General features: G+C 54.8%; 21 protein-coding genes and 3 tRNA genes. 12 read left to right on the forward strand and 12 right to left on the reverse strand.

Features of this window, described 5'->3' with window-relative positions:
- The first annotated feature begins 10 nt into the window (after positions 1 to 10).
- The 3 genes from pgm (at position 11) to N2M06_RS06805 (ending at position 3,838) form a co-directional block, all read left to right on the forward strand.
- Positions 11 to 1,651: a phosphoglucomutase (alpha-D-glucose-1,6-bisphosphate-dependent) gene (gene pgm, locus N2M06_RS06795; protein ID WP_346352009.1), complete on the forward strand. Its 1,641-nt coding sequence runs from the start codon at positions 11 to 13 to the stop codon at positions 1,649 to 1,651.
- Between the two features lie 138 nt (positions 1,652 to 1,789).
- On the forward strand, positions 1,790 to 2,812 hold the full coding sequence (gene astE, locus N2M06_RS06800) for a succinylglutamate desuccinylase (RefSeq protein WP_346352010.1): 1,023 nt from the start codon (positions 1,790 to 1,792) through the stop codon (positions 2,810 to 2,812).
- A gap of 177 nt (positions 2,813 to 2,989) precedes the next feature.
- A complete protein-coding gene (locus N2M06_RS06805) occupies positions 2,990 to 3,838 on the forward strand; it encodes a hypothetical protein (protein WP_019935716.1) in 849 nt (282 codons plus the stop codon).
- Positions 3,839 to 3,904: 66 nt separating this feature from the next.
- On the opposite strand, the gene N2M06_RS06810 is transcribed toward N2M06_RS06805, so the two are convergent.
- Together N2M06_RS06810 and N2M06_RS06815 are read right to left on the reverse strand one after the other, a co-directional pair.
- Positions 3,905 to 4,690, reverse strand: a complete 786-nt coding sequence (locus N2M06_RS06810; protein WP_346352011.1) for a nucleoside-binding protein — start codon at positions 4,688 to 4,690, stop codon at positions 3,905 to 3,907.
- A gap of 218 nt (positions 4,691 to 4,908) precedes the next feature.
- Complete coding sequence (locus N2M06_RS06815) at positions 4,909 to 5,472, reverse strand: HPP family protein (protein WP_346352012.1); 564 nt, start codon at positions 5,470 to 5,472, stop codon at positions 4,909 to 4,911.
- Between the two features lie 132 nt (positions 5,473 to 5,604).
- Here N2M06_RS06815 and N2M06_RS06820 point away from each other — a divergent pair, with 132 nt between their 5' ends.
- From N2M06_RS06820 to N2M06_RS06830, 3 genes are all read left to right on the forward strand, one after another.
- Positions 5,605 to 5,805, forward strand: a complete 201-nt coding sequence (locus tag N2M06_RS06820) for a hypothetical protein (protein WP_346352013.1) — start codon at positions 5,605 to 5,607, stop codon at positions 5,803 to 5,805.
- 51 nt (positions 5,806 to 5,856) lie between these two features.
- Positions 5,857 to 5,947: transfer RNA gene (locus N2M06_RS06825), tRNA-Ser, on the forward strand.
- Between the two features lie 110 nt (positions 5,948 to 6,057).
- Positions 6,058 to 6,360, forward strand: a complete 303-nt coding sequence (locus tag N2M06_RS06830; protein WP_346352014.1) for a monooxygenase — start codon at positions 6,058 to 6,060, stop codon at positions 6,358 to 6,360.
- Between the two features lie 40 nt (positions 6,361 to 6,400).
- On the opposite strand, the gene N2M06_RS06835 is transcribed toward N2M06_RS06830, so the two are convergent.
- The 5 genes from N2M06_RS06835 to N2M06_RS06855 all read right to left on the reverse strand — a co-directional run bounded on the left by N2M06_RS06835 (position 6,401) and on the right by N2M06_RS06855 (position 13,177).
- The gene (locus N2M06_RS06835; RefSeq protein WP_346352015.1) at positions 6,401 to 8,971 is read right to left on the reverse strand and encodes a TRAP transporter permease; all 2,571 of its coding nucleotides are present in this window, start codon (positions 8,969 to 8,971) and stop codon (positions 6,401 to 6,403) included.
- Between the two features lie 117 nt (positions 8,972 to 9,088).
- A complete protein-coding gene (locus N2M06_RS06840; RefSeq protein ID WP_317075384.1) occupies positions 9,089 to 10,072 on the reverse strand; it encodes a TAXI family TRAP transporter solute-binding subunit in 984 nt (327 codons plus the stop codon).
- A gap of 121 nt (positions 10,073 to 10,193) precedes the next feature.
- Positions 10,194 to 11,330, reverse strand: a complete 1,137-nt coding sequence (locus tag N2M06_RS06845; protein WP_346352016.1) for a MalY/PatB family protein — start codon at positions 11,328 to 11,330, stop codon at positions 10,194 to 10,196.
- Between the two features lie 61 nt (positions 11,331 to 11,391).
- The gene (locus tag N2M06_RS06850) at positions 11,392 to 12,333 is read right to left on the reverse strand and encodes a LysR family transcriptional regulator (protein ID WP_019935724.1); all 942 of its coding nucleotides are present in this window, start codon (positions 12,331 to 12,333) and stop codon (positions 11,392 to 11,394) included.
- A gap of 76 nt (positions 12,334 to 12,409) precedes the next feature.
- Positions 12,410 to 13,177, reverse strand: a complete 768-nt coding sequence (locus N2M06_RS06855) for a YciK family oxidoreductase (RefSeq protein ID WP_019935725.1) — start codon at positions 13,175 to 13,177, stop codon at positions 12,410 to 12,412.
- A 147-nt stretch (positions 13,178 to 13,324) separates the two neighbouring features.
- Between N2M06_RS06855 and sohB the strand changes: the two genes are divergently transcribed.
- On the forward strand, positions 13,325 to 14,338 hold the full coding sequence (sohB, locus tag N2M06_RS06860; protein WP_346352017.1) for a protease SohB: 1,014 nt from the start codon (positions 13,325 to 13,327) through the stop codon (positions 14,336 to 14,338).
- 62 nt (positions 14,339 to 14,400) lie between these two features.
- Here the strand turns inward: sohB and astB are convergent, their stop codons facing one another.
- Entirely contained in the window at positions 14,401 to 15,735 is a 1,335-nt protein-coding gene (gene astB, locus N2M06_RS06865; RefSeq protein ID WP_346352018.1) for an N-succinylarginine dihydrolase, read from the reverse strand.
- 336 nt (positions 15,736 to 16,071) lie between these two features.
- On the opposite strand from astB, the gene topA reads away from it, so the two are divergent.
- Both topA and N2M06_RS06875 read left to right on the forward strand, forming a co-directional pair.
- The gene (gene topA / locus N2M06_RS06870) at positions 16,072 to 18,699 is read left to right on the forward strand and encodes a type I DNA topoisomerase (RefSeq protein ID WP_346352019.1); all 2,628 of its coding nucleotides are present in this window, start codon (positions 16,072 to 16,074) and stop codon (positions 18,697 to 18,699) included.
- An 82-nt stretch (positions 18,700 to 18,781) separates the two neighbouring features.
- Positions 18,782 to 18,946, forward strand: a complete 165-nt coding sequence (locus tag N2M06_RS06875; protein WP_019935729.1) for a hypothetical protein — start codon at positions 18,782 to 18,784, stop codon at positions 18,944 to 18,946.
- A gap of 2 nt (positions 18,947 to 18,948) precedes the next feature.
- On the opposite strand, the gene N2M06_RS06880 is transcribed toward N2M06_RS06875, so the two are convergent.
- The 3 genes from N2M06_RS06880 to ggt form a co-directional block, all read right to left on the reverse strand.
- Positions 18,949 to 19,287 (reverse strand): MGMT family protein, encoded by a 339-nt coding sequence (locus N2M06_RS06880; protein ID WP_317075389.1) that lies wholly within the window; start codon positions 19,285 to 19,287, stop codon positions 18,949 to 18,951.
- Between the two features lies 1 nt (position 19,288).
- Entirely contained in the window at positions 19,289 to 20,845 is a 1,557-nt protein-coding gene (locus N2M06_RS06885; protein ID WP_317075390.1) for a PAS domain-containing methyl-accepting chemotaxis protein, read from the reverse strand.
- 102 nt (positions 20,846 to 20,947) lie between these two features.
- Positions 20,948 to 22,705 (reverse strand): gamma-glutamyltransferase, encoded by a 1,758-nt coding sequence (gene ggt / locus N2M06_RS06890; RefSeq protein ID WP_346352020.1) that lies wholly within the window; start codon positions 22,703 to 22,705, stop codon positions 20,948 to 20,950.
- A gap of 200 nt (positions 22,706 to 22,905) precedes the next feature.
- Between ggt and N2M06_RS06895 the strand changes: the two genes are divergently transcribed.
- A tRNA-Gly gene (locus N2M06_RS06895) sits at positions 22,906 to 22,981 on the forward strand.
- Between the two features lie 16 nt (positions 22,982 to 22,997).
- A tRNA-Cys gene (locus N2M06_RS06900) sits at positions 22,998 to 23,071 on the forward strand.
- On the opposite strand, the gene N2M06_RS06905 is transcribed toward N2M06_RS06900, so the two are convergent.
- Positions 23,072 to 23,872, reverse strand: a complete 801-nt coding sequence (locus N2M06_RS06905; protein ID WP_317075392.1) for a DUF1853 family protein — start codon at positions 23,870 to 23,872, stop codon at positions 23,072 to 23,074.
- A 61-nt stretch (positions 23,873 to 23,933) separates the two neighbouring features.
- On the opposite strand from N2M06_RS06905, the gene N2M06_RS06910 reads away from it, so the two are divergent.
- A complete protein-coding gene (locus tag N2M06_RS06910) occupies positions 23,934 to 24,692 on the forward strand; it encodes a Nif3-like dinuclear metal center hexameric protein (protein WP_346352021.1) in 759 nt (252 codons plus the stop codon).
- The last annotated feature ends 169 nt before the right edge of the window (positions 24,693 to 24,861 follow it).

Below are 24,861 nucleotides of genomic sequence, written 5' to 3' on the forward strand. Positions count from 1 at the left end.
AGTAATCAACATGAGCACGCACCCTCGCGCAGGCCAGCCTGCACAGCCTGCGGATCTGGTTAATATTCCCAAACTGATGGCCGCGTTTTATCAGCGTACCCCTGATGTCAGCCAGCCGGGACAACGTGTGGCCTTTGGTACTTCCGGCCATCGTGGTTCTTCTTTTAATGTCAGTTTTAATGAGGCGCATATTTACGCCATTTGTCAGGCGGTGGCAGAGTATCGCCGGGCGCAGGGTATCAGCGGGCCGCTGTTTCTGGGCATGGACACCCATGCGTTATCGGAAGCAGCCTTTGGCGCAGCACTGGAAGTATTAACCGCCAACGGCGTTGAAGTCAGGGTGCAGCAGGGCGGCGGTTATACCCCTACACCGGTGATTTCTCATGCCATTCTGGAATTTAACCGCGCAGGCGGGGCGCTTGCCGACGGCATAGTGATCACACCGTCCCATAATCCGCCGCAGGATGGCGGTATTAAATATAATGGCCCCGACGGTGGTCCTGCCAGTGCCGAGGCCACCGGTGCCATTGAGCAACGAGCCAATGCGCTGCTGGCCGAAGGCAATGCCGGCGTCACTCACCAGTCCTGTGAGCAGGCGCGGCAGCAGGCGGTGCCTCATGATTATGTGAATGCCTATGTGGCGCAGCTGGATCAGGTCATTGATATGGAGGCCATTCGCCGGGCCGGCATTCGTATTGGCGTGGATCCGCTGGGTGGCTCGGGTCTGGCTTACTGGCCGCACATTGCCAAACGTTTTGGCCTGAATATTACTCTGGTAAATGAGCGCCAGGATGCCGACTTTGGCTTTATGCCGCTGGATCATGACGGCAAAATCCGTATGGACTGCTCCAGCCCCTTCAGCATGACCCGTTTGCTGGCGCTGAAAGATGAGTTTGATATTGCCTGTGGTAATGATCCCGATTATGACCGCCATGGCATAGTGGATGCCGATGGTCTGATGAACCCGAACCATTTTCTGGCGGTGTGCATACACTATCTGTTTACTCACAGACCCGAGTGGTCCGCCAGTCTGGCGGTGGGCAAGACGCTGGTGTCTTCATCCATTATCGACCGGGTGGCAGCCAGTCTGCAGCGTCCGCTGATGGAAGTGCCGGTCGGCTTTAAATGGTATGTAGAACACCTGATGGCCGGCAAGCTGGCCTTTGTGGGGGAAGAAAGTGCCGGTGCCTCTTTCTTGCGTAAAAACGGCGATGTCTGGACCACGGATAAAGACGGTTTTATTCCGTCACTGCTGGCGGCAGAAATACTGGCGGTAACCGGTAAAACACCCCACCAGTATTATGCCATGCTGACCGACGAGCTGGGCCGGCCACATTACCGGCGGGTGGATGCGCCTGCAAACCATGCCCAAAAGAAAGTGCTCAGTGCGCTTCAGCCGAAAAACGTGCAGGCCGACACCCTGGCCGGCGATGCCATTATTGCCCGCCTGACGAGTGCGCCGGGTAACGGGGCAGCCATTGGTGGTTTAAAGGTGGTCACTGAGCAGGGCTGGTTTGCTGCCCGCCCCAGTGGTACCGAGCAGGTATATAAAATTTATGCCGAGAGCTTTCGCAGTGAAGCTCACCTTGACCAATTGATCACCGAAGCCCGTGAGCTGGTGAGCGAGGTGTTTGCTCAGGCGGGAGTATAATGCCGCCGACGGCGCTGATCAGCGCCGGCTTTTTACATTATTATGTGGGGCAGATCGCTAAACCTTAGACATTGATACTGAAATTGTGTTTTATTGCATTAAGATGTCTGGCAATAAAATGGATTTTTGGAGGTATCTGTGACTAATGCTCTTGATGACTTTCTTGCCCTCAGCAGACAGCACCCCTGGTATTTATCCCCTTCAGTATATTCGCTGCCTTGCGGCACTGCAGCCCAGATCTGGGATACCGGCGTCCTGTGTCTGGAGCCGGGAAACCCGGCTGGTCGTGATTTGATTATTTCCTGCGGCATTCACGGTAATGAAACTGCGCCCATTGAGCTGTGCGAGGCGTTGTTGCACAGGCTGATCAGTGGCGAGCTGACCTGCCGCCAGCGAGTGCTGTTTATTTTTGGCAATCCGGCAGCGATGAATGCCGCGGTACGTGAGCTGGATGAAAATCTGAACCGGCTGTTTTCCGGCGCTCATGCCGAGGGCAATGAGGTGAATCAGGAGCGTAAACGGGCTGCGTTGCTGGAAAGCTATGTGACCCGCTTTTTTTCGGTGCGAGAGCATGCAGAGCGGCTGCATTACGACTTGCATACTGCCATTCGGCCTTCACAGCGGGAAAAGTTTGCCGTGTATCCTTATTTGCATGGCGCACCTTACAGCCGGGCTCAGCTGGCGTTGTTGCAGGCTGCCGGCATTAATACGGTATTACTGGCTCACGAGCCTACCACCACCTTCAGCTATTTTAGTGCGCGCCGGTTCAATGCCCATGCCTTTACCCTTGAGCTGGGCAAGGTAATGCCTTTTGGTGACAATGATCTGACCCGGCTGATCGCACTTAATCAATGCCTTGAAGCATTGATCTCTGAGCCTGGCTGGCAGCCACCACCACTCACACCAGAGCATCTGGACGTGTTTGCCGTGAGTCAGGAAATTGTTAAAAACACCGATGACTTTGCCCTTTGTTTCAACGATGATGTATCCAATTTTACCGAGTTTGAACAGGGGGCATTGCTGGCGACCGATCAGCACCAGCAGTGGCAGGTGCAGCAGGAGCGGGAAGCCGTGGTGTTTCCCAATGCCGGTGTGGCATGCGGACAACGTGCAGCCTTGATGGTAGTACCGGTATCTTCGTTTACCTTGCCTCTGAGATAGTGACTGAAAGCCGTTTCTTTGATGCTCATTATACTTTTGTGAACAAAATGTAGATTTTTGGTGTCGGCCTGTGTAATCATTCAGGTGCTGAAAGGTGGAATGCAAAAAACACAAAAAAATATTACTTTGTATTCACATCAGAATTCACCCTTTGAACCATGTGAAGGAATCACGGTTATGAAGCAAATCTGCAAGCGCGTTTTCACTCTGTCTGCCCTGGCCCTGGCCGTTTCTGCTGCTCCTCAGGTAAGTGCTGCTACCTGGTCTGATACCTATATTGGTTATCGCTTTGGTACCGAGTTTACTGAGCCTAGTAACGACAAAGATATAACCAAACACATTCTGCAATTTACCCACGCCAGCGGTTATGCCTATGGCCAGAACTTTCTGAATGTGGATTTGCTGCAGTCCGATGAAAATGATCCTGCCAGCGGCGATGTCCGTGGGGAAGGAGATGGTGCGACAGAAGCTTACCTGACTTACCGTCATCAGTTGCATCTGGGCAAAGTTTTTGATCAGGACTTCAGTTTTGGTCCGGTAAAGGAAGTGGCACTCTCGGCAGGTTTTGATCTGAACACCAAAAACACCACCTTTGGCCCGCGCAAGCAGCTGCTGTTAGTGGGTCCGACCCTGAAGTTTGCCGTGCCCAAGGGCTTCTTGGACTTCAGTGTCTTTTATGCTCATGAGCGTAACCGCAATGGCTTCAAGCCTGCCGGCGAGCGTGATATCACTTTTAACGATTATACGGTCTACAACCTGGCCTGGGGACTGCCCTTTAATGCTGGCCCGGTACCGATGAAGTTTCAGGGCTTTATTAACTACAATACGCCCAAAGGGCTGGGTACCGATGATGAAATTCTGGCACGTCCTTCCCTGATGGTGGATGTGGGCGATCTGGCCTTTGGCAAGAGCAATACTCTGTGGGCTGGTGTTGGCTACGAGTATTGGCGTAACAAATTTGGTAATCAGGGTGTGGATGGTATTGATACCGATGCACCGACCTTTCAGCTGGAATGGCACTTCTAAGCTGCTGTATAAACACAAGTCCATAATAAAAAGAGCGCCGCGGCGCTCTTTTTGCATTTGCTATGGTTAAAACCGCCAGACAGCCAGGCCCTGTACTGCGCTCTCGGTAACCGAGCCGCCATATTTATTGTGCCAGTACTGATATTCAATCCCCACAAAGAGTCGTCTGGGATCATTGAACAGGGTTTTACCCAAATCGTAACGCAGCTGCGGCTGAGCCAGCACATGAGCCTTTACCTTGTCGCCGAACTCATTCTCCCGGCTGCCGATATATTCAAGATGACCTTCCAGGCTGAAGTCATGGCTGCCGGCACTGAACGGAAAAGCCCAGGCGGTGTCCAGCATCCAGCTGTTACTTTCCTTGGGTGCTCCGCCGCCGGCTACACCTGTGCTGTCGTCAATATAGGCGGTGATCAGGGTATTAAAAAAGGCGGCACCGGGCACATCCAGCGCCAGTTGTACTCCCGGCAGATATTTACGTACCTTGCTGTCTCCACCAGCGTTAATCCCCATCACCAGGCCAATATCCTTGACGGGGCCCAGGCTTAAATCCCGGCCACTGATCTTGCCCAGGCTGAAGTTGAAATAACCTTCACCATACCAGTCCCGGCGGCGCTGGCTGTCTTTCCAGTCGGAGTAATCAATAAAAAAGAAGTTATCGCCGTACTTCCAGCCGCTGGCGTGTTGCAGGGTATATATGCTGGTAGTGGATTTATCATCGGCATCAGGTCCAAAGGGCTGTTGCTTGAGGTTTCCTATCTGATACTGCAGCTCTGTGGTGCTCCAGTCGGCGGCCATGGCCGGCACGCAGCTGGCAGCAATCAATAAGCCAAGCAGGGATTTTTGTATCATAACATCCTGTTCCTTTGTGTCCGTGTTACTGAAAAATGAAAATACAAAGTGCCGTTTTTCTGGCGTCATCAGGCACAGCAGGATGTTACATTCGGTTAACAATATGGTGTGTGATCATGATCACAATACGACTTAAAATCTCCATGTGAAGATTCTTTACTTAAAATCCAAGTTCCGCCATCAGGTTATAAAAAAGAAGCCTTGCGGCTTCTTTGGGACTAGTCGGTTTTTACTGCCGGCTCGGTGGCCTGTGATTCCTTGGCAGTCTGCTGCTGCTCCTTAACCACATGATTTTTCGGGTAAATCGTCTTGGGACCAAACGGATAGCGGCGATGGGTAAACACATAATGATAGACACTGGCAAACCCCACCATAAACAGGGTGCCGGCCAGAGTGGGCAGAATAAAGTCCATGGGCGTGAGGTGCGCTGCCGACAGATAGATCAGAATGGGGTTGGCACCGGCGGGCGGGTGCAAGGTGTCGGTCAGCACCATAAGGGTAATGCTCAGACCAAAGCAAATGCCCAGGCCCAGAGTGGGGTCGGGAATGAATTCCAGGCCAGCCACGGTAATGCAGGTGGTTAAAAGGTGCCCGAGAATCACATGTTTGGGACGCGACAGCGGCGCTGAAGGCAGCAATAATAATAACACCAGGGTGGCACCCATGGGGGCACTCAGCACCATGAAGTGAGTCCAGTCCTTCAGATAGCTCAGGCAGATAACAGCAACAAAAGCAGCGGCACCGGCCAGGGTTGCGTCACGTAAACGGTGTTTCAAGTGCATTGAGACCTCGTGATTAGAATCGTTTTTATAAGAAATGTTCATAAAGCGAGCAGTTAAATTGTATTTATAATGCATAAAAATTAAAAGCCATCGTTCATGAAAAAAGTGCATAACTTATGAAGGAGAGCAGGGATGAGTGAACATGAGTCGCTGCGCAAGGCGCTGCACTGGCTGATCGGGCAACCGGCAATCAGTAAAGAATCGATTGCCGCAGCCAGCCGGCACTTTGACTTGTCTCCGCTGGATGAGCAGTTCCTGCGAGATTACTTTTTAAACCAACGCGCAGTAAACGTCTCAAAAAGTATGCAAAGTGATGATTTAGAAAGCAATTGATTACCAAGCCCTTTACAGCACGAAGCGGATCACAGTATGATCCGCAGCACTGGAGGGGTGGCAGAGTGGTTGAATGCACCGGTCTTGAAAACCGGCGTAGGTTAATAGCCTACCGTGGGTTCAAATCCCACCTCCTCCGCCACATTAAAAAGCCCGCTGCATTAGCAGCGGGCTTTTTTGTTGTTGCTGACGCTATTCTGGCAGAAACGTATTATATTAGTGGTTTCTTTTATATGCGTGGGAGCGGGTTAGATGAAAACCATACTGCAGGTTGATTTTCCTTTTAGCGGGCCTTTTGACCAGGAGATGGCTCAGGCCATGGCAGGACTGGCGCACTCCATTAATGAAGAGCCTGGTTTTATCTGGAAAATATGGACAGAAAATGCGGCTCAGGAGCAAGCCGGAGGAGTTTATCTGTTTGAGAATGAAGCCAGCGCGCAGCAATATCTGAAAAAACATACAGCCCGCCTTGAAGAGGCAGGAGTTACCGGCATTCGAGGTCGGATATTTGCTGTAAATGAAGCGCTCAGCGCGGTTAACAAGGCACCTCTGTAAATCAAACGCCGGCCAGTGGCCGGCGTTATTATTGCTGTGATTATGCTTTCTGGCGGCGGCGCTGGGTCCAGGCTACCAGGCCTGCCAGCAAGAGTGCCGGCACAAACATCCATTCCTTGTCGGGGCGGTCGGACGGACGCTGTAACGACACCACTTCCAGATCAAAATCTACCCCCAGACGCTCTGCCTGGCTGCCAAAATCCACCATATCAATCAGTATTTTGTCACCTTCGGTGCGCAGGCTGCTGATACCGGTGCTGGCCAGACGTTCACTGGCACTGGTGAGATCTGCATCAAAATTGAGTTTCACCATTTTGTTGACCGGCTCGCCAAACAGGTTGTTTCCTCCCAGCTGCAGAATAATGGACTCGTTCGCCGGCAGGCTTTCCACCACTTGCTCCCACTGACTGGCGTTATATTGCGCCATGGGCGGAAACAGTTTGTCCCAGAAAAAACCCGGCCGGAACAGGGTAAAGGCCACCAGCAGCAGCGCCAGGGTTTCCCACCAGCGGCTTTTAACCAGCCAGAACCCTTGCGTGGCGGCGGCAAACAACAACATGGCGGCCAGCGCACTGATAATGGTCAGCAGTAATCCGCCCCAGCTTTCAATCCCCAGCAGCAGCAGTTGAGTATTAAAAATAAACATAAAGGGCAGAATGGCGGTACGAATATCGTAGGTAAAGCCCTGTATACCGGTTTTTATCGGATCGGACTTGGCAATGGCGGCGGCAGCAAAGGCGGCCAGCCCTACCGGCGGTGTATCGTCTGCCAGTATGCCGAAGTAGAATACAAACAGATGCACGGCAATGAGCGGCACTATCAGTCCATGCTGAGCGCCCAGATTCACGATCACCGGTGCCATCAGGGTAGATACGACGATGTAGTTGGCTGTGGTAGGCAGCCCCATGCCCAGCAGCAGGCTGATGACCGCCGTGAAGATCAGCATCAGGAGCAGGCTGCCGCCCGAGATGAACTCCACAAACTCCGTCATCACCAGACCAATGCCGGTAAGGGTGACTGTGCCGACCACGATACCGGCAGCAGCGGTGGCTACCCCAATGCCAATCATGTTGCGGGCACCGGTGACCAGTCCCATAAACAGATCAAAGCTGCCTTCCTTGAGCAGGCCTTCTGTTTGTTGCTTGCGGAACAGGGCCTTGAGCGGTTTGTGCGTGACCACGATAAACATCATAAACAGGGTGGCCCAGAATGCCGACAGCCCCGGAGATAACCGCTCTACCGTTAAACACCACACCAGCACGACGATGGGCAGCAGATAATACATGCCCGACTTAAAGGTAGGGCCGGGCTCAGGCATATGAATGTCCGGGCTGTCCGGGTCGTCAATGGCCAGATCCGGCAGTCGGGCAGACCAGGCCACCAGCGCAATATAGGTCACCAGTGCCACTGCGCTCAGCACCCAGGTGGCCAGCGGGCCAAACAGGGTTTTGGTCCAGCCAATACCATAATAGATGCCGGCAGAAAGCAGCAGCATGCCTACGGTAATGGTCATAAAGCCGAACAGACGCTGGGCGATAGTAACCTTGCGGCGTTGCTGCAGCGGTTGCATACCGGCTTTTACCGCTTCCAGATGCACGATGTAAATCAGGGCGGCATAGGAAATGAGTGCCGGCAAAATCGCCGCCTTGATCACTTCTATATAGGAGATACCCACATACTCCACCATCAGAAAGGCGGCGGCCCCCATAATGGGCGGGGTCAGCTGACCATTGGTAGAAGCGGCCACTTCCACCGCACCGGCTTTGGTGGCCGGAAAGCCCACCCGCTTCATCAGCGGTATGGTAAAGGTGCCGGTGGTGACCACGTTGGCAATGGATGAGCCGGATACCAGCCCGGACAGACCCGACGACACCACTGCTGCCTTGGCCGGACCGCCGCGCAGGTGCCCCAGCATGGAAAAGGCCAGCTTGATAAAGTAGTTGCCGGCTCCGGCCCGCTCCAGCAAAGAGCCAAACAATACAAACATAAACACAAAGGAGGTAGAGACTCCCAGCGCCACCCCAAACACCCCTTCGGTAGTCAGCCACTGGTGAGTCACGGTGCGCGCCAGGCTGGCACCGCGGTGGGCGATCACGTCCGGCATCATGGGGCCGGCAAAGGTGTAGAACAGAAAGATGGCGGCCACCACCATCAGTGGCGGACCCAGGGCCCGGCGGGTGGCTTCCAGCAGCAGCAGCATGCCAGTGCAGGCCACGACCAGATCCTGCATAATGGGCAGGCCCGGCCGGCTGGCCAGCTCACGATAAAACAAAAACAGATAGGCGGCACAAAAGGCACCGGCCAGACCCAGCAGCCAGTCGTGCAGGGGAATTCTGTCTCGCGGAGAATGCTTTAAGGCCGGAAAGGCAGTAAAGGACAAGAACACCGCAAAGGCCAGATGAATGGAGCGGGCTTCGGTATCGTTGAAAATACCGATATTAAACATAAAGGGCAGGGGTGATACGTACCACAGCTGAAACAGTGCCCAGCAGAGCGGTACCAGCAGCAGGGTCCAGTGACCCGCACCGGTAGGATGCCGGCCGCCGGTATCGGCCTGAGCCAGCATCTCATCCAGCGTTTGCTGAGTGTTATCCTGAGGTGGTTGAGACATGTGTTTTCCTCCGAATGTCAGGGTAAACAGCAAACCGGGGCGGCAAGAACTTGGCTTGCCGCCCCGGTGGTTTCCTGACCAGAACAGGGAAGCAGGCTTCCCCGGTACAAGGCTGATTTAGTCGATCAGACCTGCTTCCTTGTAGTATTTCTGGGCGCCTGGGTGCAGCTCGGCACTCAGACCATCTTTCACCATTTCCTCTTTCTTGAGGTTGGCAAAGGCGGGGTGCAGGCGCACAAACTGATCAAAGTTGTCAAACACGGCTTTGGTCAGCTGGTAGATTTGCGCTTCCGGCACCTTGGCACTGGTGACCAGGTTGGCACCCACACCAAAGGTTTTTACGTCTTCATCGGAGCCGGTGTATTCGCCACCGGGAATGGTAATGTAACGGTAATAGGCGTTGTCGCTGACCAGCTTGTCGACCACCTCACCGCTCACGGATACCAGGTTGGCTTCACAGGCGGTGGTGGCTTCCTTGATGGAGCCGTTCGGGTGACCTACTACATACACAAAAGCATCAATACGGTTGTCACACAGGGCCTGGCCGTGTTCGGCGGGGCGCAGCTCGGACACCAGGCTGAAGTCATCGTGAGTCCAGCCATAGGCTTTCAGCAATACTTCCATGGTATCGCGCTGGCCGGAGCCCGGGTTACCTATGTTGACCCGCTTGCCTTTGAGATCTTCAAAGTTCTTAATGTTGGCATCCTGGCGGGCCACTATGGTGAGGGCTTCACCATGCAGGGCAAACACAGAGCGCAAATCCTCATACGCGCCCTGCTCGCTGAAGGGGCCTTCGCCGTTCAGTGCCTGATATTCCAGATCCGACTGGGCCACACCCACTTCCAGCTCGCCGGAGCGCAGCGAGTTGAGGTTATAGCCGGAGCCGCCGGTGCTTTCTACTGAGCAGCGAATACCGTGCTCGGCACGGCCCTGGTTTACCAGACGGCAAATCGCACCGCCGGTAGGATAGTAAACGCCGGTAACACCACCGGTACCAATGGTGATAAAACTCTGGTCGGCTGCCATGGCACCGGATACACCGGCACCCAGCCCCAGGGTCATGACCGCGGCCGCGCCACTGATGGTTTTTTTAATCGACATAGTTCCTTTCCTTGTCTTTGGATTCAATGGTCGTGCTTGAATGTTTAGCTAAGCTATTCAAAGATAGCAAAAAATTGTATGAAAAGGCGAGATAAAAGAAGGACTCAAGCCGGCCTTTGAGTTAACGATTATTAATGGCTGCAATCATACGGTGCAAGGCCTCGTCAAGCATGGCCCGGGGGCAGCCAAAGTTCAGCCGCACAAAGTCACTGCCGCCGAACTGGCCGCCGGGAGACAGACCCACGCCGGCCTGCTCAAAGAAACCGATAGGATCGTCCAGCTGCAGGGCGCTGATATCCACCCAGGCCAGATAAGTGGCTTCCGGTGACAGTACCTTCACACCGGGCACGTCGTTCAGGCGCTCCACCAGCAGATCCCGGTTTTTACGCAAATATTCCAGCTGTGCCTGCAACCAGTCTTCGCCGTCGGCATAGGCGGCTTCGGCGGCCACAAAGCCCAGCAGGTTAACATCGGCCATAATACCCCGGGCGGCGCGGGTGAAGCGGGTGCGCAGCTCGGCATTGGGCACTACCGCAAAAGAGCAGCACAGGCCGGCAATGTTAAAGGTTTTGCTCGGTGCCATCAGGATCACGCTGCGATCGGCGGCGTCCGCACTGATGGCAGCATAAGGCACGTGAGACTTGCCTTCATCAAGCAACAGGTCACAGTGAATTTCATCAGAGCAGACGATCAGATCATGCCGTTTGGCAATGTCGTTGATGGCTTCAAGCTCTTCGGTGGTGTAAATGGTACCGCCCGGGTTGTGCGGGTTACAGAACAGCAGCAACTCGCTGTCTTTGGCCTGACGCTCGAGCGAGTCGAGATCCAACAGCCAGCGGCCGTCTTTTTCCACCATTTCGACGTGCGCCGCCTTTCGGCCATGAAAGCCGGGAGCATGTAAAAAGGGGTAGTAAATGGGCTTGGGCATCAGAATGTTGCTGCCAGGCTCGCTGAAGGTCTGACAGGCCAGATTCAGTGCCGGTACCACGCCGGGCATATAGACCAGCCAGTCGGCCTGAATGTTCCAGCCATAGCGCTCGCGGCAGCGCTCGATAATCAGTTCGGTCAGCGCCGGAGTAGGGCGGCTGTAGCCAAAAATACCGTGTTCTACCCGCTCATTCAGCGCGTCTATCACGGCAGGTGGTGCCTTGAACTCGGTGTCGGCAACCCACATGGGCAAAATATCGGTGCCTTCATATTTCAGCCACTTGAGCGCACGGGTAGGGCGGCGGTCTATCCACTGATCGAAATCAAACATGAGGTTTCCTTGTCTACTGCGAGTCCAAGAGCATAAGGAAGCCGGCGCGTGCTGGCAACAATCAGAGCACATCCTCAGGTTGGGCCTGATCATCGTAATGTTTGCGAATAAGACCCAGCAGCAGGCTGGCAGCGGGGCCGGGAGGAACAGTACCGGGCAGTACCAGGTGTGTAAAACGTTTGCGCAATGCCTGATTGGCCATGTGCAGTTGTACCAGAATGCCGTCATTCACCATGGGCTGCACCACATCCGAAGGAAGCCAGGCAAAGCCGACTCCCCGGCGCAGCAGTGAAAGCGCATCGTGTAAATGATGAATAATCCAGCGCTGCTCACCCCTGGCCCAGCCTTCTTCCTGTTCACTGCCATCGGCCAGCATCAGCTCCAGTTGTTGCTCCATCTCGGTCTGGCCCACGCCCTTGATATTTGCCAGCGGATGATTGGGGGCGGCGACGGGCACATAAACGGTGGTGGCCAGAGGGAGGGAGGTGAGATTCGGATAAGCTCTGGAGGCAAATACCATATGGGCTGCTTGCTGTCTGATCACGGTCTGACAGCCAGAAGGCTGGGTTTCCACCAGATGAATGCGGCAGCCCCGTGACTGAGTACGAAATTCAGCCAGGGCCTGATACAAGGGAGCGCGGGGCAAAGACGCTTCTACCACAATACGCAGCACCGGCTCCCAGCCGCTTGCCAGAATATCAGCCAGTCGCTCCAGGCTTTCTACATCCTGGGTCAGCTTGCGCGAGCGGCGCAGAAATACCTCACCCTGGGGAGTAAGGCAGGCCTTGCGACCGCGAACTTCCAGCAAAGAAAGACCAAGCGCCTGCTGCAATTTTGCCACCGCATGGTTCAGAGATGACTGGCTTTTATTCAGTTTTTCGGCGGCCTGGGCGTAACCACCGTGGTCAACCACCGCCTGAAAAATACGCCATTGCTCAACTGTGCTTTTGGGACGATACATAATAATGCCTGCCTTGGCATTGCCATCATGAGGCCGAACCATGGCCTCAGCGTTAATGATAGTCCTGTTCGGAATGAACCTATGCCAGAGTCAGTGTAGCAGCAGCGGAACAGGTATGTCAGGCTCTGGGCTGGCCGGACACTCTGTCGGTCTGCGCATCCAGAGACCGGCCGTTCACTGTCTCACTGTCGCTGCCCATCAGATAAAGGTAAGGCCCCATAATGTCGGCAGGCGAGCGCAGGCTAGACGGCGCTTCGGCGGGAAAGGCGCGCGCCCGCATGTGCGTGCGGGTTGCTCCCGGATTAATACAGTTGGCGCGCACGCCGGTATCCGCAAGCTCAGCAGCCAGCACCTGCATCATGCCTTCGGTGGCAAATTTGGAAATGGCATAGCTGCCCCAGTAGGCCCGGCCCTGTCTGCCTACCCCTGAGCTGGTAAACACGATGGAAGCAGGCTTGCTGTCTTTCAGCAGTGGCAGCAGTGCCTGGGTCATCAGAAACTGAGACTTGAGGTTTACCTGCATTACCTGGTCCCATTCATCCTCGCCAATCATTTCAAAAGGACCCAGGGCACCCAGCTGGCCGGCATTAAACAGCACACCGTCAAGGCGGCCAAACTGCTGGCGCACAGTGGCGGTCATGTCCTGATAGTTCTGTTTGGTTGCCCCCTGCAGATCCAGAGGAATGATAGCGGGCTCCGGACTGCCCTGAGCCAGCAGCTCATCATAAACGGCTTCCAGCTTTTTGACGGTTTTGCCCAGCAATATGACGGTGGCCCCGTGGGCACCATAGCTGAGTGCTGCCTGCCGGCCTATGCCGTCGCCGGCACCGGTCACCAGAATGACCTTGTTCTTGAGCAAATCGGGTGAGGGTTGATAATCAAGCATGGACCTTGTTCTCTGTACAGAAATTCAGTGTGTGCCGATCAAACCAGACTCTGCATCCTGATGCCAGCACGGAAAGCAAAAAAGCCGATTGGTGTTCTTGTTTGGGGCTGTCAGAATAACGCCATTCAGCTGCATAAGGAGAGTAATGTGGAATTTTTATACGAATATGGTCTGTTCGCAGCCAAGACTCTGACCTGGGTGGCTGCTCTGGGGGTTGTGATTGCGCTGGCGGCGGCAGCCAGGCAAAAGCAGAGCAGCGACGGTGTGAACATTAAAGATGTGAGCGCAGCATTACGCCGGCAGGCCCGTCGCCTGCGCATGGAAACCGCCGTCACCGATGCCGAACGCAAGGCCCTGAAACAGGAATATCAAAAGGCGGATAAAACCGAAAAGAAGCAGGGCGATCAGCGTCGGCGGCTCTATGTGCTCGACTTCAAGGGCAGTATGGATGCTCATGAAGTGAAATGGCTGAGCGAGGAAGTGTCTGCATTGCTGCAGCTGGCAGATCCCGGAGACGAAGTGCTGGTGCGGCTCGAGTCTGGTGGCGGCGTGGTGCACGGTTACGGCCTGGGTGCTGCAGAGTTGCAGCGACTGAAGGGCCATGGCCTTAAGCTGACGGTGGCGGTAGACAAGGTTGCTGCCAGCGGCGGTTATATGATGGCCTGTGTGGCCGAGCGTATTATTGCCGCTCCCTTTGCCATTGTGGGCTCCATTGGTGTGGTGGCGCAAATGCCCAACTTTAACAAATTTCTGAAAAACCGGGATATAGACGTAGAGCTGCACACGGCCGGCGAATACAAGCGCACCCTGACACTGTTCGGTGAAAACGATGATCATGGCCGGGCCAAGTTCCGTGAAGAGCTGGAAGTAATCCATCAGCGTTTTAAGGCCTTTATTGCCGACAACCGTCCCAAGCTGGATCTGGATCGGGTGGCGACCGGCGAACACTGGCTGGCCAGCGATGCCCAGGCACTGGGGCTGGTGGACTCATTGCAAACCAGCAGCGATTACCTGCTGGCGCAAAGTAGCGATAAACGCATTATCAGTCTGAACTTCAAGCCCAAACAAAGCCTGAAGGACAAGTTTGGCAAGGCGGCAGAAATGGGTGTCAGCCGGGCACTGATGAAGCTCTATGAGGCGGGGCAGCGGCCCTTCAGCTGATTTAATTCAGGGAATAGGGAGCAGGGAATAGGGATTAGTGGCCATTCCCTATTCCCTGCAGTTTACCGTTGAAACGGGTACACGGATCCTAGTTCAAGAATTTGGGTGAGCTCGTCCAGGGCCGCGCGGGATTCCTCCAGCAGCGCCGGATCGCGCAGGTCATTCGGGTGTAATTGGTCGCGGTAATGGCGCTGTACCCAGCCGGTAAGGCGGCCATACAGGCGATCATTCATCAGGCAGGCGGGATTTACCGCATTCAGCTGGGCCTGGTTCATGGCCACCCGCAGGCGCAGACAAGCGGGGCCGCCCCCGTTTTGCATGCTTTGTTTTACGTCCATAAAGCGCACTTCCCGTATGGGGGTATTCATGGCCAGCAACCGCTCAAGATAGGCGTTTACGCTGGGCGTGCCGGCGCACTCTGTGGGCGCAATCAGCGCCATATGGCCTGGCTTCAGGGTAACCAGCTGCGTATTGAACAGGTAGCTTTTTACCGCATCTGCCACCGGCACCTCGTCATTTTTTACTTCAATAAAATGCAGCTCAGTATCGGGCAGTTTGCGCCGCACTTCTGCCTGCATGCCCTGAGTATCAAGAAAAGCCTGCTGATGGTAAAACAGCACATTGCCGTTACCCACGGCAATGACGTCATTATGAAACACACCCTGATCAATCACTGCAGGGTTTTGCTGAATAAAAACCGTCTTGCACTCACTCAGCCCATGCAGGCGGGCCACGGCCCGTGAGGCTTCCAGTGTCTGGCGGGCAGGAAAGCGGCGCGGTGCCGGTGCCCCGGGCTGATGGGCCCGGCGGCCATAGACAAATAGTTCAAGCCCGTGGCCTTGCTCATTATGCAGCCGGGTGTGGTTTGCAGCGCCTTCGTCACCGAAGTCGTCATGGGCGGGCAGGGCCTGGTGATGACAAAAATGGGCTTCGTCGGCAAACACACTGCGCAATATACGGCCAGTCACCTCATGCTCAATGGAGCGGTGAAACTTGTTAACCAGATTGGCAGGAGTAAAGTGCACGCGGCCATCAAGTGTATCGGCACCGGGTGAAACGGTGGCGGCGTTGGCGGTCCACATGGCTGATGCGGAGCTGCAGGCCGCCAGCAAATGGGGGGCCTCACGAAAGGCGCTGTCCAGTACTTGTGCATCAGTGCCGGCAAAGCCCAGCCGGCGCAGTGTGTCTGTGTCGGGGCGGGCCTGCGGAGCCAGCACTCCCTGCACCAGCCCCATGTCGGCCAGGGCCTTCATTTTGCTCAGTCCCTGCAGGGCGGCCTCCCGCGGATGCGACATGCTTTTAGCATGACGATTGGATGCCACATTACCCCATGAAAGTCCGGCATAGTTATGAGTGGGACCTACCAGACCATCGAAGTTCGCTTCCTGTTCAATCATGATAATCTCCTTGAAATCCTGGCGTTGACCAATAAAAGATGCTGCGCACTGCCATTATATTTAGATTTTTATCAAGGTTGTAACTCAAATGTGACAAAGCCACCAGGGGCAGGAATAATGATGCATAAAAAGCGGGCGAACAGGCGACCTGAATAAAAAAGCAGTTGATTCCTGTCTCTATGAGGGCGTTAATAAATAAATATAAATTCACTGAATTTTTTTCAGGCCCGCGCCCGGCTGGTTTGCTTTTTATGACGATATCACTTATACAGCCGTCATTACCGTGCCACAGACCCGCCCGACCGGGGCCGAACCTTAAGGATTTTAACGCGCTTTATGAGCAAATCTCTCGTTATTGTGGAATCGCCCGCCAAAGCCAAGACCATCAACAAGTACCTGGGCAGGAACTATGTGGTCAAATCCAGTGTCGGCCATGTTCGGGACTTGCCGACCGCCGGTTCAGCCAATGGTAAAAAGCCGGCCGCGCGCAAAACCGATACCAAAAGTCTGAGCCCGGAAGAAAAGGCCCGACTGAAAAAGGAAAAGGATCACAAGGCGCTGATCGCCCGTATGGGGGTTGATCCTGAGCACGGCTGGCAGGCTAATTATCAGGTGCTGCCGGGCAAGGAAAAGGTGGTCAATGAGTTGCAGGCACTGGCCGAAAAGGCTGACACCATCTATCTGGCAACGGATTTGGACCGCGAAGGGGAGGCCATTGCCTGGCATCTGAAAGAGCTGATCGGCGGTGATGAGCAACGCTTTAAGCGGGTGGTGTTTAACGAGATCACCAAGTCTGCCATTCAGGATGCTTTCAGCCAGCCGTCGGAGCTGAACCTGAACCGGGTAAATGCTCAGCAGGCCCGTCGTTTTCTCGATCGGGTCGTGGGCTATATGGTATCGCCACTGTTGTGGAAAAAGGTTGCCAGAGGCTTGTCGGCCGGCCGGGTGCAGTCGGTAGCGGTGCGGCTGATTGTGGAAAAAGAACGGGAAATCAAGGCTTTTGTGCCTGAAGAATACTGGGATATTCAGGCTGCGCTGAGCAATGAACAAAAGCTGGCGTTGTCCATGATGGTCGCCAAATACCAGGGCAAGGAGTTTCGGCCCACCAATGAGGCCGACGCCATGGCAGCGGTGGATGCGCTGCGTGCGGGTACCTTTACCGTGGCCAGCCGGGAAGACAGACCCACCCAGAGCAAGCCGCCGGCCCCCTTTATTACGTCAACTTTGCAGCAGGCAGCCAGCACTCGGCTAAGCTACGGTGTCAAGCGCACCATGATGCTGGCCCAGCGCCTGTATGAAGCCGGTTACATCACCTATATGCGTACCGACTCCACCAACCTGAGTCAGGAAGCGGTGGCCTCGGTGCGTGATTTTATTGAGCAGCAGCACGGCAGGGATTATCTGCCCGAGTCACCCAATGTCTACGGTGCCAAGGCTAACGCCCAGGAAGCCCACGAAGCCATTCGTCCGTCCGACGTCACTCTGTCTGCGGAGCAGCTCGATGGCATGGAGGCTGATGCCAAGCGACTTTACGATCTTATCTGGCGTCAGTTTGTGGCCTGTCAGATGACGCCGGCGAAATACGACAGCAGCACCATTACGGTCACCTCCGGTGACTATGAGCTGAAAGCCCGGGGACGTATTCTGCGCTTCGCCGGCTGGACCCGCGTGCTCACGCCCCAAAGCCGCAAAGGTGAAGATACCGAGCTGCCGGCGGTGCAGCAGGGTGAAACCCTCACCCTGAATGAGCTGACGCCAAAACAGCACTTTACCAAGCCGCCGGCACGTTTTACCGAAGCGGCCCTGGTGCGGGAGCTGGAAAAGCGTGGCATTGGCCGTCCGTCTACCTATGCCTCCATCATCTCTACCATTCAGGACAGAGGCTATGTCAAAGTGGAAAGCCGTCGTTTCTATGCTGAAAAAATGGGCGAGATTGTGGCCGACAGGCTGCAGGAAAGTTTTGCCGAGCTGATGAACTACGACTTTACCGCCCAGATGGAAAGCAAGCTGGATGAAATTGCCGGCGGCAAACTGAACTGGACCCAGGTGCTTGATGCCTTTTATGCCGAGTTCAGCGAAGAGCTGGAAAAGGCCGAACAGCCGGCAGAAGAAGGCGGTATGCGTGCCAATGAAATGGTACTGACCGATATCGACTGCCCTACCTGCGGCCGCAAAATGGGTATTCGCACTGCCACCACCGGCGTGTTCCTGGGCTGTTCCGGCTATGCGCTGCCGCCCAAGGAACGCTGCAAGCAGACTATTAATCTGGTTCCCGGTGACGAATTTGTGCTGGCCAACGATGAAGAGGCAGAAACCGATGCGCTGCGTGCCAAGCGCCGCTGTGGCAAGTGCGGTACTGCCATGGATTCATATCTGATTGATGACAAGCGCAAGCTGCATGTGTGTGGTCAAAATCCGGACTGTGACGGTTATGAGCTGGAACAGGGCCAGTTTAAACTCAAGGGCTATGAAGGCCCGGTCATTGACTGTGATCGCTGCGGCAGTGAAATGCAGCTTAAAACCGGCCGCTTCGGTAAGTACATGGCCTGTACCAATGACGAGTGCAAAAATACTCGCAAGATCCTGAAAAACGGTGAAGTAGCGCCGCCCAAGGAAGATCCGGTGCACCTGCCCGAGCTGCCCTGCACTCAGTCTGACGCCTACTTTGTGCTGCGCGACGGTGCCGCCGGCATTTTTATGGCCGCCAGTAATTTTCCCAAATCCCGGGAAACCCGTGCGCCTTTGGTGGAAGAGCTGGTACGCTTTAAAGACCGGCTGCCATCCAAGTTCCTTTATCTGGCCGAGGCACCTGTCGAAGATCCGGATGGTAACAAGGCGGTGGTGCGCTTCAGCCGTAAAAACAAGGAACAATATGTGATGACAGAGGTCAATAAAAAAGCGACCGGCTGGACTGCGCATTATGTGGATGGCAAGTGGCAGCAACATCAGAAAGGTAAAAAGTAACCCCAAGGCCGCCTGTTGTTCGTATGTTTCGCACAAGGAGTTGGGTGCAATCATCTCAGGCACTGCCTGAACAGGAGTGAATATGGATATTCGTGAAGTAAGGCCGGGCATGATTTGTTACACCACCGAAGGGTCGGGCTATGTACTGGAGGTGGATGTAAACAATGAGGTGGTATTGCTGCAGCGGGAAGACGAGACCATTCCCTTTCAGGTACATGTAAGCGATTTGCTTGAAAGAGCTGAGTAACCTTATTGATCAAGCAGCACCAGCAGCGCACCCAGATCGGGTCGCCACTGGTGCTGTTTCATATCAACCTTATTGCCCCTGAAGACAACACCTTCCGTAAGCAGCCGCTCTTTTTGTTCACGCGCTTCCCGGCTGTCCGCCGGCAGGCTGATATGCCCCGAAGACGCCACTACCCTGTGCCAGGGCAGGGCAGAGGTATCGGCCCGGCGCAGCACAGTGCCGGCCAGCCGTGCCCGTCCGGGCAGACCGGCCAGATCTGCGAGCTGACCATAACTGACCACATAACCGGCAGGAACCAGTGCCAGCACCGATAATATGGCCTGCTTGCCGGTCATGCTCATATCAGGAAAAGGTGCGGCTCAGATTATTCAGCCCCTGAGAGCGCGCCAGCAGTTCCCGGCTGGAGTCTTCTACCTGAGTAATGGTGTTGAGATTGGCTGAGGAGGTCTCGGATATTTGATGGACATTACGGCTGATCTCTTCTGCCACCTGTTGCTGCTGGCCTGCCGCAGTTGAAATTTCCACGGTGAAGCCGGCGATATTGTCAATTTCCTGAACCACACGCCCCAGACTTTCAGTGCCGGCTTCAGCCGCATTCACACATTCCTGGCTGTGTGCCCGGTTGGTATCCATCATGGTGCGCCAGTTGGCCAGAGTTTGCTGGATCTGGCTGATGCTGGTCTGAATTTGTTCGGTGGCACCATGGGTGCGTGTGGAGAGGGCACGCACTTCTTCGGCCACCACCGCAAAGCCACGGCCATGCTCACCGGCACGGGCCGCTTCAATGGCGGCATTCAGTGCCAGCAGGTTGGTCTGATCAGCAATACCCTGAATTTCTGTCATCAAGGTACCAATGCGATTGGACTCTTCTGACAGTGCCACTGTGGCCTCAGCAGCCTGCTCCGCCTCCCGGGCCAGCTCTACTATCTTCTGTCGTGTCTGCTCCAGCTGGTTTTGAGTCAGATAGCATTGATTCTGAGCCTCTTCGGCATTTTGGGCGGCTTTATGAGTATTTTGAGTAATTTCATTGGCCGTGGCCGACATCTCATCAATAGCGGCAGCAATCTGATGGGTATCGCTGTCCTGGCGGCTGAGATCGTTACGGGCACTGCTCATGGCCTGCATCATGCTGGTAGCCAGAGATTTGAGGGAGCCGGTCGCATCATCCACCCGGCCTAAAATAGTGCGGGAGCGCGCCTGCCACAGGCCAAGGTGGTAATCAGCAATGGAATGAGGCTCGTTGCCGGAATAAACCAGCCGGGACAGGCTGTCATATTCCTTGTGCAGATTTTGAAAGAAACGCGTGCTGGAAAACAGCTGGTTGCGGGTGTTCAGCACCAGCCAGGCCAGAGGCAGCAGGCTCCATACCAGACCGGACAAGCCGCCATAATGCCAGGCACCGCCCAACAGGCCCAGCATAACGGCACTGCTTATCCAGGGCCTCAGGGCAGTCAGCTTGACGGCCGGTTTTTTGCGCTTACTTTTTTCCGCAGCCAGCAGACTGGCATAGGCTTTCTCGGCACGGGCACGCACTGCCGGATCCAGCCTGGTACGCACCGACTGATAGCCGGTGACCTTGCCGTTTTCGTAAATAGGAGTCACATAGGCATCCACCCAGTAATAGCGGCCATCCTTGCAGCGGTTTTTAACGGCTCCGCGCCAGGCCTGTCCCTGTTCCATACGATCCCACAGGTCCTTGAAGGCAGCTTTGGGCATGTCAGGATGGCGTACAATATTATGGTTTTTCCCTTGCAACTCTTCAGCAGTAAAGCCGGCCACTTTGCAGAAAATGTCATTGGCGTAGGTAATCACACCGCGTTTATCGGTGGTAGATACCAGCTGCTCCTGCTCGCTGTAGGTTACTTCTTCATCGATAACGTGCTGATTTCTTCTGTTCATTAGGATGCTTAATATATTTGTCGCATTTTGTTAGTTACTTATCGGCATAGCGAGCCAGTTCTTAAATAAAAAACAGCACTGACTTCTTTACTGGCTCAGACGTTAAGGGCCGGCTGACACACCTGGCTCAGGCAGCAGATTTGCGGGTATGGCAGTGCCTTCCCGACGAGGATCCGCCACGCCTTGCAGCTGGTTACCCTGTCGCATAATCACATGCAGGCCCGAGTTAAGCTCGTTAAAACGGGGCTTATAGCCCAATGCTGCCATGGCCGGCTGCAGTGCCCGGTTACGGCCAAATGGTTCCATTTCCAGCTGTCCTCCTCTGTGTAATACATGAGGTTGGTGTACTGCTTCACGAATATCCATCCCCCAGTCGAGTACACTGATCAGGGTGTGCAGAACATAGCCGATAATGCTGCTGCCTCCGGGAGAGCCGAGCACCATCAGCAGTTTGTTATGTTGATCAAACACCAGGGTGGGGCTCATGGAGGAGCGAGGACGTTTGCCCGGCTCCAGACGGTTGGCCAGCGGCACACCATTTTGCTCGGGTACAAAGGCAAAGTCGGTGAGTTCATTGTTAAGCAGAAATCCCTGTACCATCAGCCGGGAGCCAAAGGCGTTTTCAATGGTAGAGGTGAGGGAAACGGCATTACCCTTGGCGTCAATAATGCTTATCTGGGTCGTCGATGGCAGTTCCGGTGAGGTATCTGCCGGCGGAGCCGGCTGTATTGTTGGCTGGCCGGCCTTTACCTCAGACAGCGCCTGTGCTGATGCCTTTAATAACCCGGCTCGATCAGCAAGGTAGTCTGCACTCAGCAGTGCCTCAACCGGCACGGGCACAAAGTCACTGTCGGCGGCATAACGTGCTCTGTCGGCAAACGCCAGGCGGGAAGCATCGGCAATCAGCCGCCAGGCCGCAGGTGAGGCCGGCCCCATCTTGCTCAGCTCAAAGTGAGACAGCATGCCCAGAATTTGCCCCAGCGCAAGCGTTCCGGAGCCGGGTGGACCCATGCCACATAATTTGTATTGACGATAAGGAAAACACAGCGCCGGACGTTCCTGAACACGGTACTGGGCCAGGTCTTCAAGCGTCAGGGGGCCCGGGTTGCTGGCAGCTGAGACCTTGTCGACCATCAGACCGGCAATTTTTCCTTCATAAAAAGCAGAAGGTCCCTCTATGCTGAGCCGCGTCAGTATGGCGGCGAGTAATGGGTTAACCAGATGATGTCCGGCAGTAAGCGGTTCGCCCTTTTCGTTAAAGAAATAGTCCCTGGCCTGAGGATCCTGCTGCAGACTGTCACGGTTTTTAGTAATCAGTTGTGCTAGTCTGGGCGATACTTCAAAACCATTCAAAGAAAGAGAAATAGCGGGAGTGAACAGGTCCTGCCAGGGCAGGGAGCCAAAACGCTGATGGGCCTGCCACATCAGCATTACCGTGCCCGGTGTGCCTACTGAGCGGCCGCCGATCACGGCGTCCATAAACTCAAGCGGCTTACCCTGTTCATCAATAAACAATTCAGGTGAAGCAGCCAGCGGGGTGGTTTCCCGACCGTCCAGCGTTGTTACCTGCTGTTTCTCTTGCTGCCAATGCACCAGAAAACCGCCGCCGCCAAGTCCGGATGACTGTGGCTCCACCAGCGTCAGTACCATCTGGGCGGCTATCATGGCATCTACCGCACTGCCACCCCGTTCCAGCATTTGTTGCGCTGCCCGGCTGGCATGAGGATTGGCCGTCACCACCATCGCCTGCTGTGTCTGCACCAGCGGCTTGTTTTGCCAGCCGGTGGCGGCTTCAGGTGTAGCACGGCTATCGGCATAAGCGGGAGACCACCAGAGTAAAAAAATAAGAAACAGGGGCATAACAGGGCTCCTGAGCAAACAAGGTACCTCAGCTTAGCAGTATGCAAAGGTAAAACCAGCCAAAAAACACCCAAGGTGCTGAAAATAAAAGCAAATGATGCTGGCGACAGAAAAATGACTTGTATTGCAGGTGCGCCTGCCTATAATGCAACTCCATCAGCAGCCCGGCTGTTGATGATTTTTTGTATTTTGATTTGTATGCGGGAATAGCTCAGCTGGTAGAGCACAACCTTGCCAAGGTTGGGGTCGCGAGTTCGAATCTCGTTTCCCGCTCCAATCAACACCCTGCAAAGGCGCGTTAGCAAAGCGGTTATGCAGCGGATTGCAAATCCGTTTAGTCCGGTTCGACTCCGGAACGCGCCTCCATTACTTCTCCCTATTCCAGTTTTCATCTACTCGAACATACCAGCTGCCATCTTCATTCTGGTAGTTCTGCCGATCCCGCAATTCGGTGGTAACACGTCCGCCCGTCATCCAGCCCAGTTTTTGCTGGGGCATAAAACCCGGCCCCGGCAGCTCATAGCCCCAGCGTCCGTAGTCATGGCCTGGCTGCTTCGGCAGCATGGATCCTTCGGGATAAAATAAACGTCCTTTCAACAGCAGCCGCTTTTTTACCGGCAACAGGCCTTCGGCTTTCAGTGCTGCACGGACTTCAGCATGTTCACTCAACTGCAGCTGATGCTGTTGCATATGATCCAGTTTGCGTCTGAGTCTGTCGCAGGGGTTAATACCCAAGGCACTGTCTTGCGGAGCGCTCATATCAGTGATCAGATAAAATTTCACCGCCAGCTCCCAGTGTTCGATACGCTGGCGATGGTGGTCCCACAGCAGAAAATCAAAGGCACCCATGGTCCGTCCTGCCACTACCTGCTGGCGATTAAAGCCCAGTACCTGAAAACCCGGATAGTCCAGTAAAAAGAAGTGCCACAGGGCCTCAAAGTACTGCCCCAGCCGGCGGCAGTGACGACAGTGATGCAGCAGCAGGGCGGGATTTCTATCCAGTTGTTGCAGGCGTGGCTGATATGCTTTCAGCAGGTGAGCATACCAGCTATCGTCCGGTGCCATAGAGACTCCGGGCAATAAACCCGGGCTACCAATGGCCCAGGCCAGATCCCGCACTTCATTATGGCGATAATGAGTGAATGGCTGCGTTGGTAAAAGGCGCATCAAATCATCCTCTTTTGCTTTACAATATTGCCCATTCAACCCATCAACAAGGGGAGCCAGCGTGAACAACATCCAGCTCGAGCAACTGTTAAACAAGCAGCTGAATACTCAGGCTATTCGTGATTATTGCCCCAACGGACTGCAAGTGGAAGGGCGCGCCGACATTCGCCATATTGTTACCGGTGTGACCGCCAGCCAGGCATTAATTGACGAGGCCATTGCCCGTCGCGCCGATGCCATTTTGGTGCATCACGGTTATTTTTGGAAAGGAGAATCGCAGCCGGTAACAGGCATGAAGCGCAACCGGCTGAAAGCCCTGCTGGCGAATGATGTCAACCTTTATGCCTATCATCTGCCACTGGATATTGCTCCTGAGCTTGGTAATAACGCTCAGCTGGCGGCGTTACTCGGCATTGAGATGACCGGTCCGCTTGAGCCGGGCAATGAGTTGTCGGTGGCCATGCGTGGTGAGCTGAGCACGGCAGTGACCGGGAGCGAACTGGCCAGCCGCATTGAGCAGACGCTGGGCCGAGGCGTGCTGCATGTGGGTGACACAGGGCCGGCGCAAATTCGCAAAATTGGCTGGTGCACCGGTGGTGGTCAGGGCTATATCGATCTGGCGGCAGAGCAGGGCATGGATGCCTTTATCAGTGGTGAAGTTTCCGAGCAGACGGTTCACTCAGCCCGTGAGCTGGGCATTCACTTCTTTGCTGCCGGCCATCATGCCACCGAGCGCTACGGCGTTAAGGCACTGGGAGAGTGGCTGGTAGCCAACCATGGGATCACCGTGGAATTTGTAGATATCGACAATCCGGCATAAAAAAGACCAGGGAGGATAACCACCCTGGTTTCGCAGCAGCCACGAGGGCAACAATATTGTTTGTCCTGCTTAGCGCAGTGAACAAGCACGGTGAATGGGTAACGTATGAGTCATTTCCTATGTTTAATATATGTTAACATCCGGTTATCTGAAGGCAAGTCATTTCTTC

It is taken from the genome of Oceanimonas sp. AH20CE76 (genome assembly GCF_039654065.1).
GTDB classification, from domain to species: Bacteria; Pseudomonadota; Gammaproteobacteria; order Enterobacterales; family Aeromonadaceae; genus Oceanimonas; species Oceanimonas smirnovii.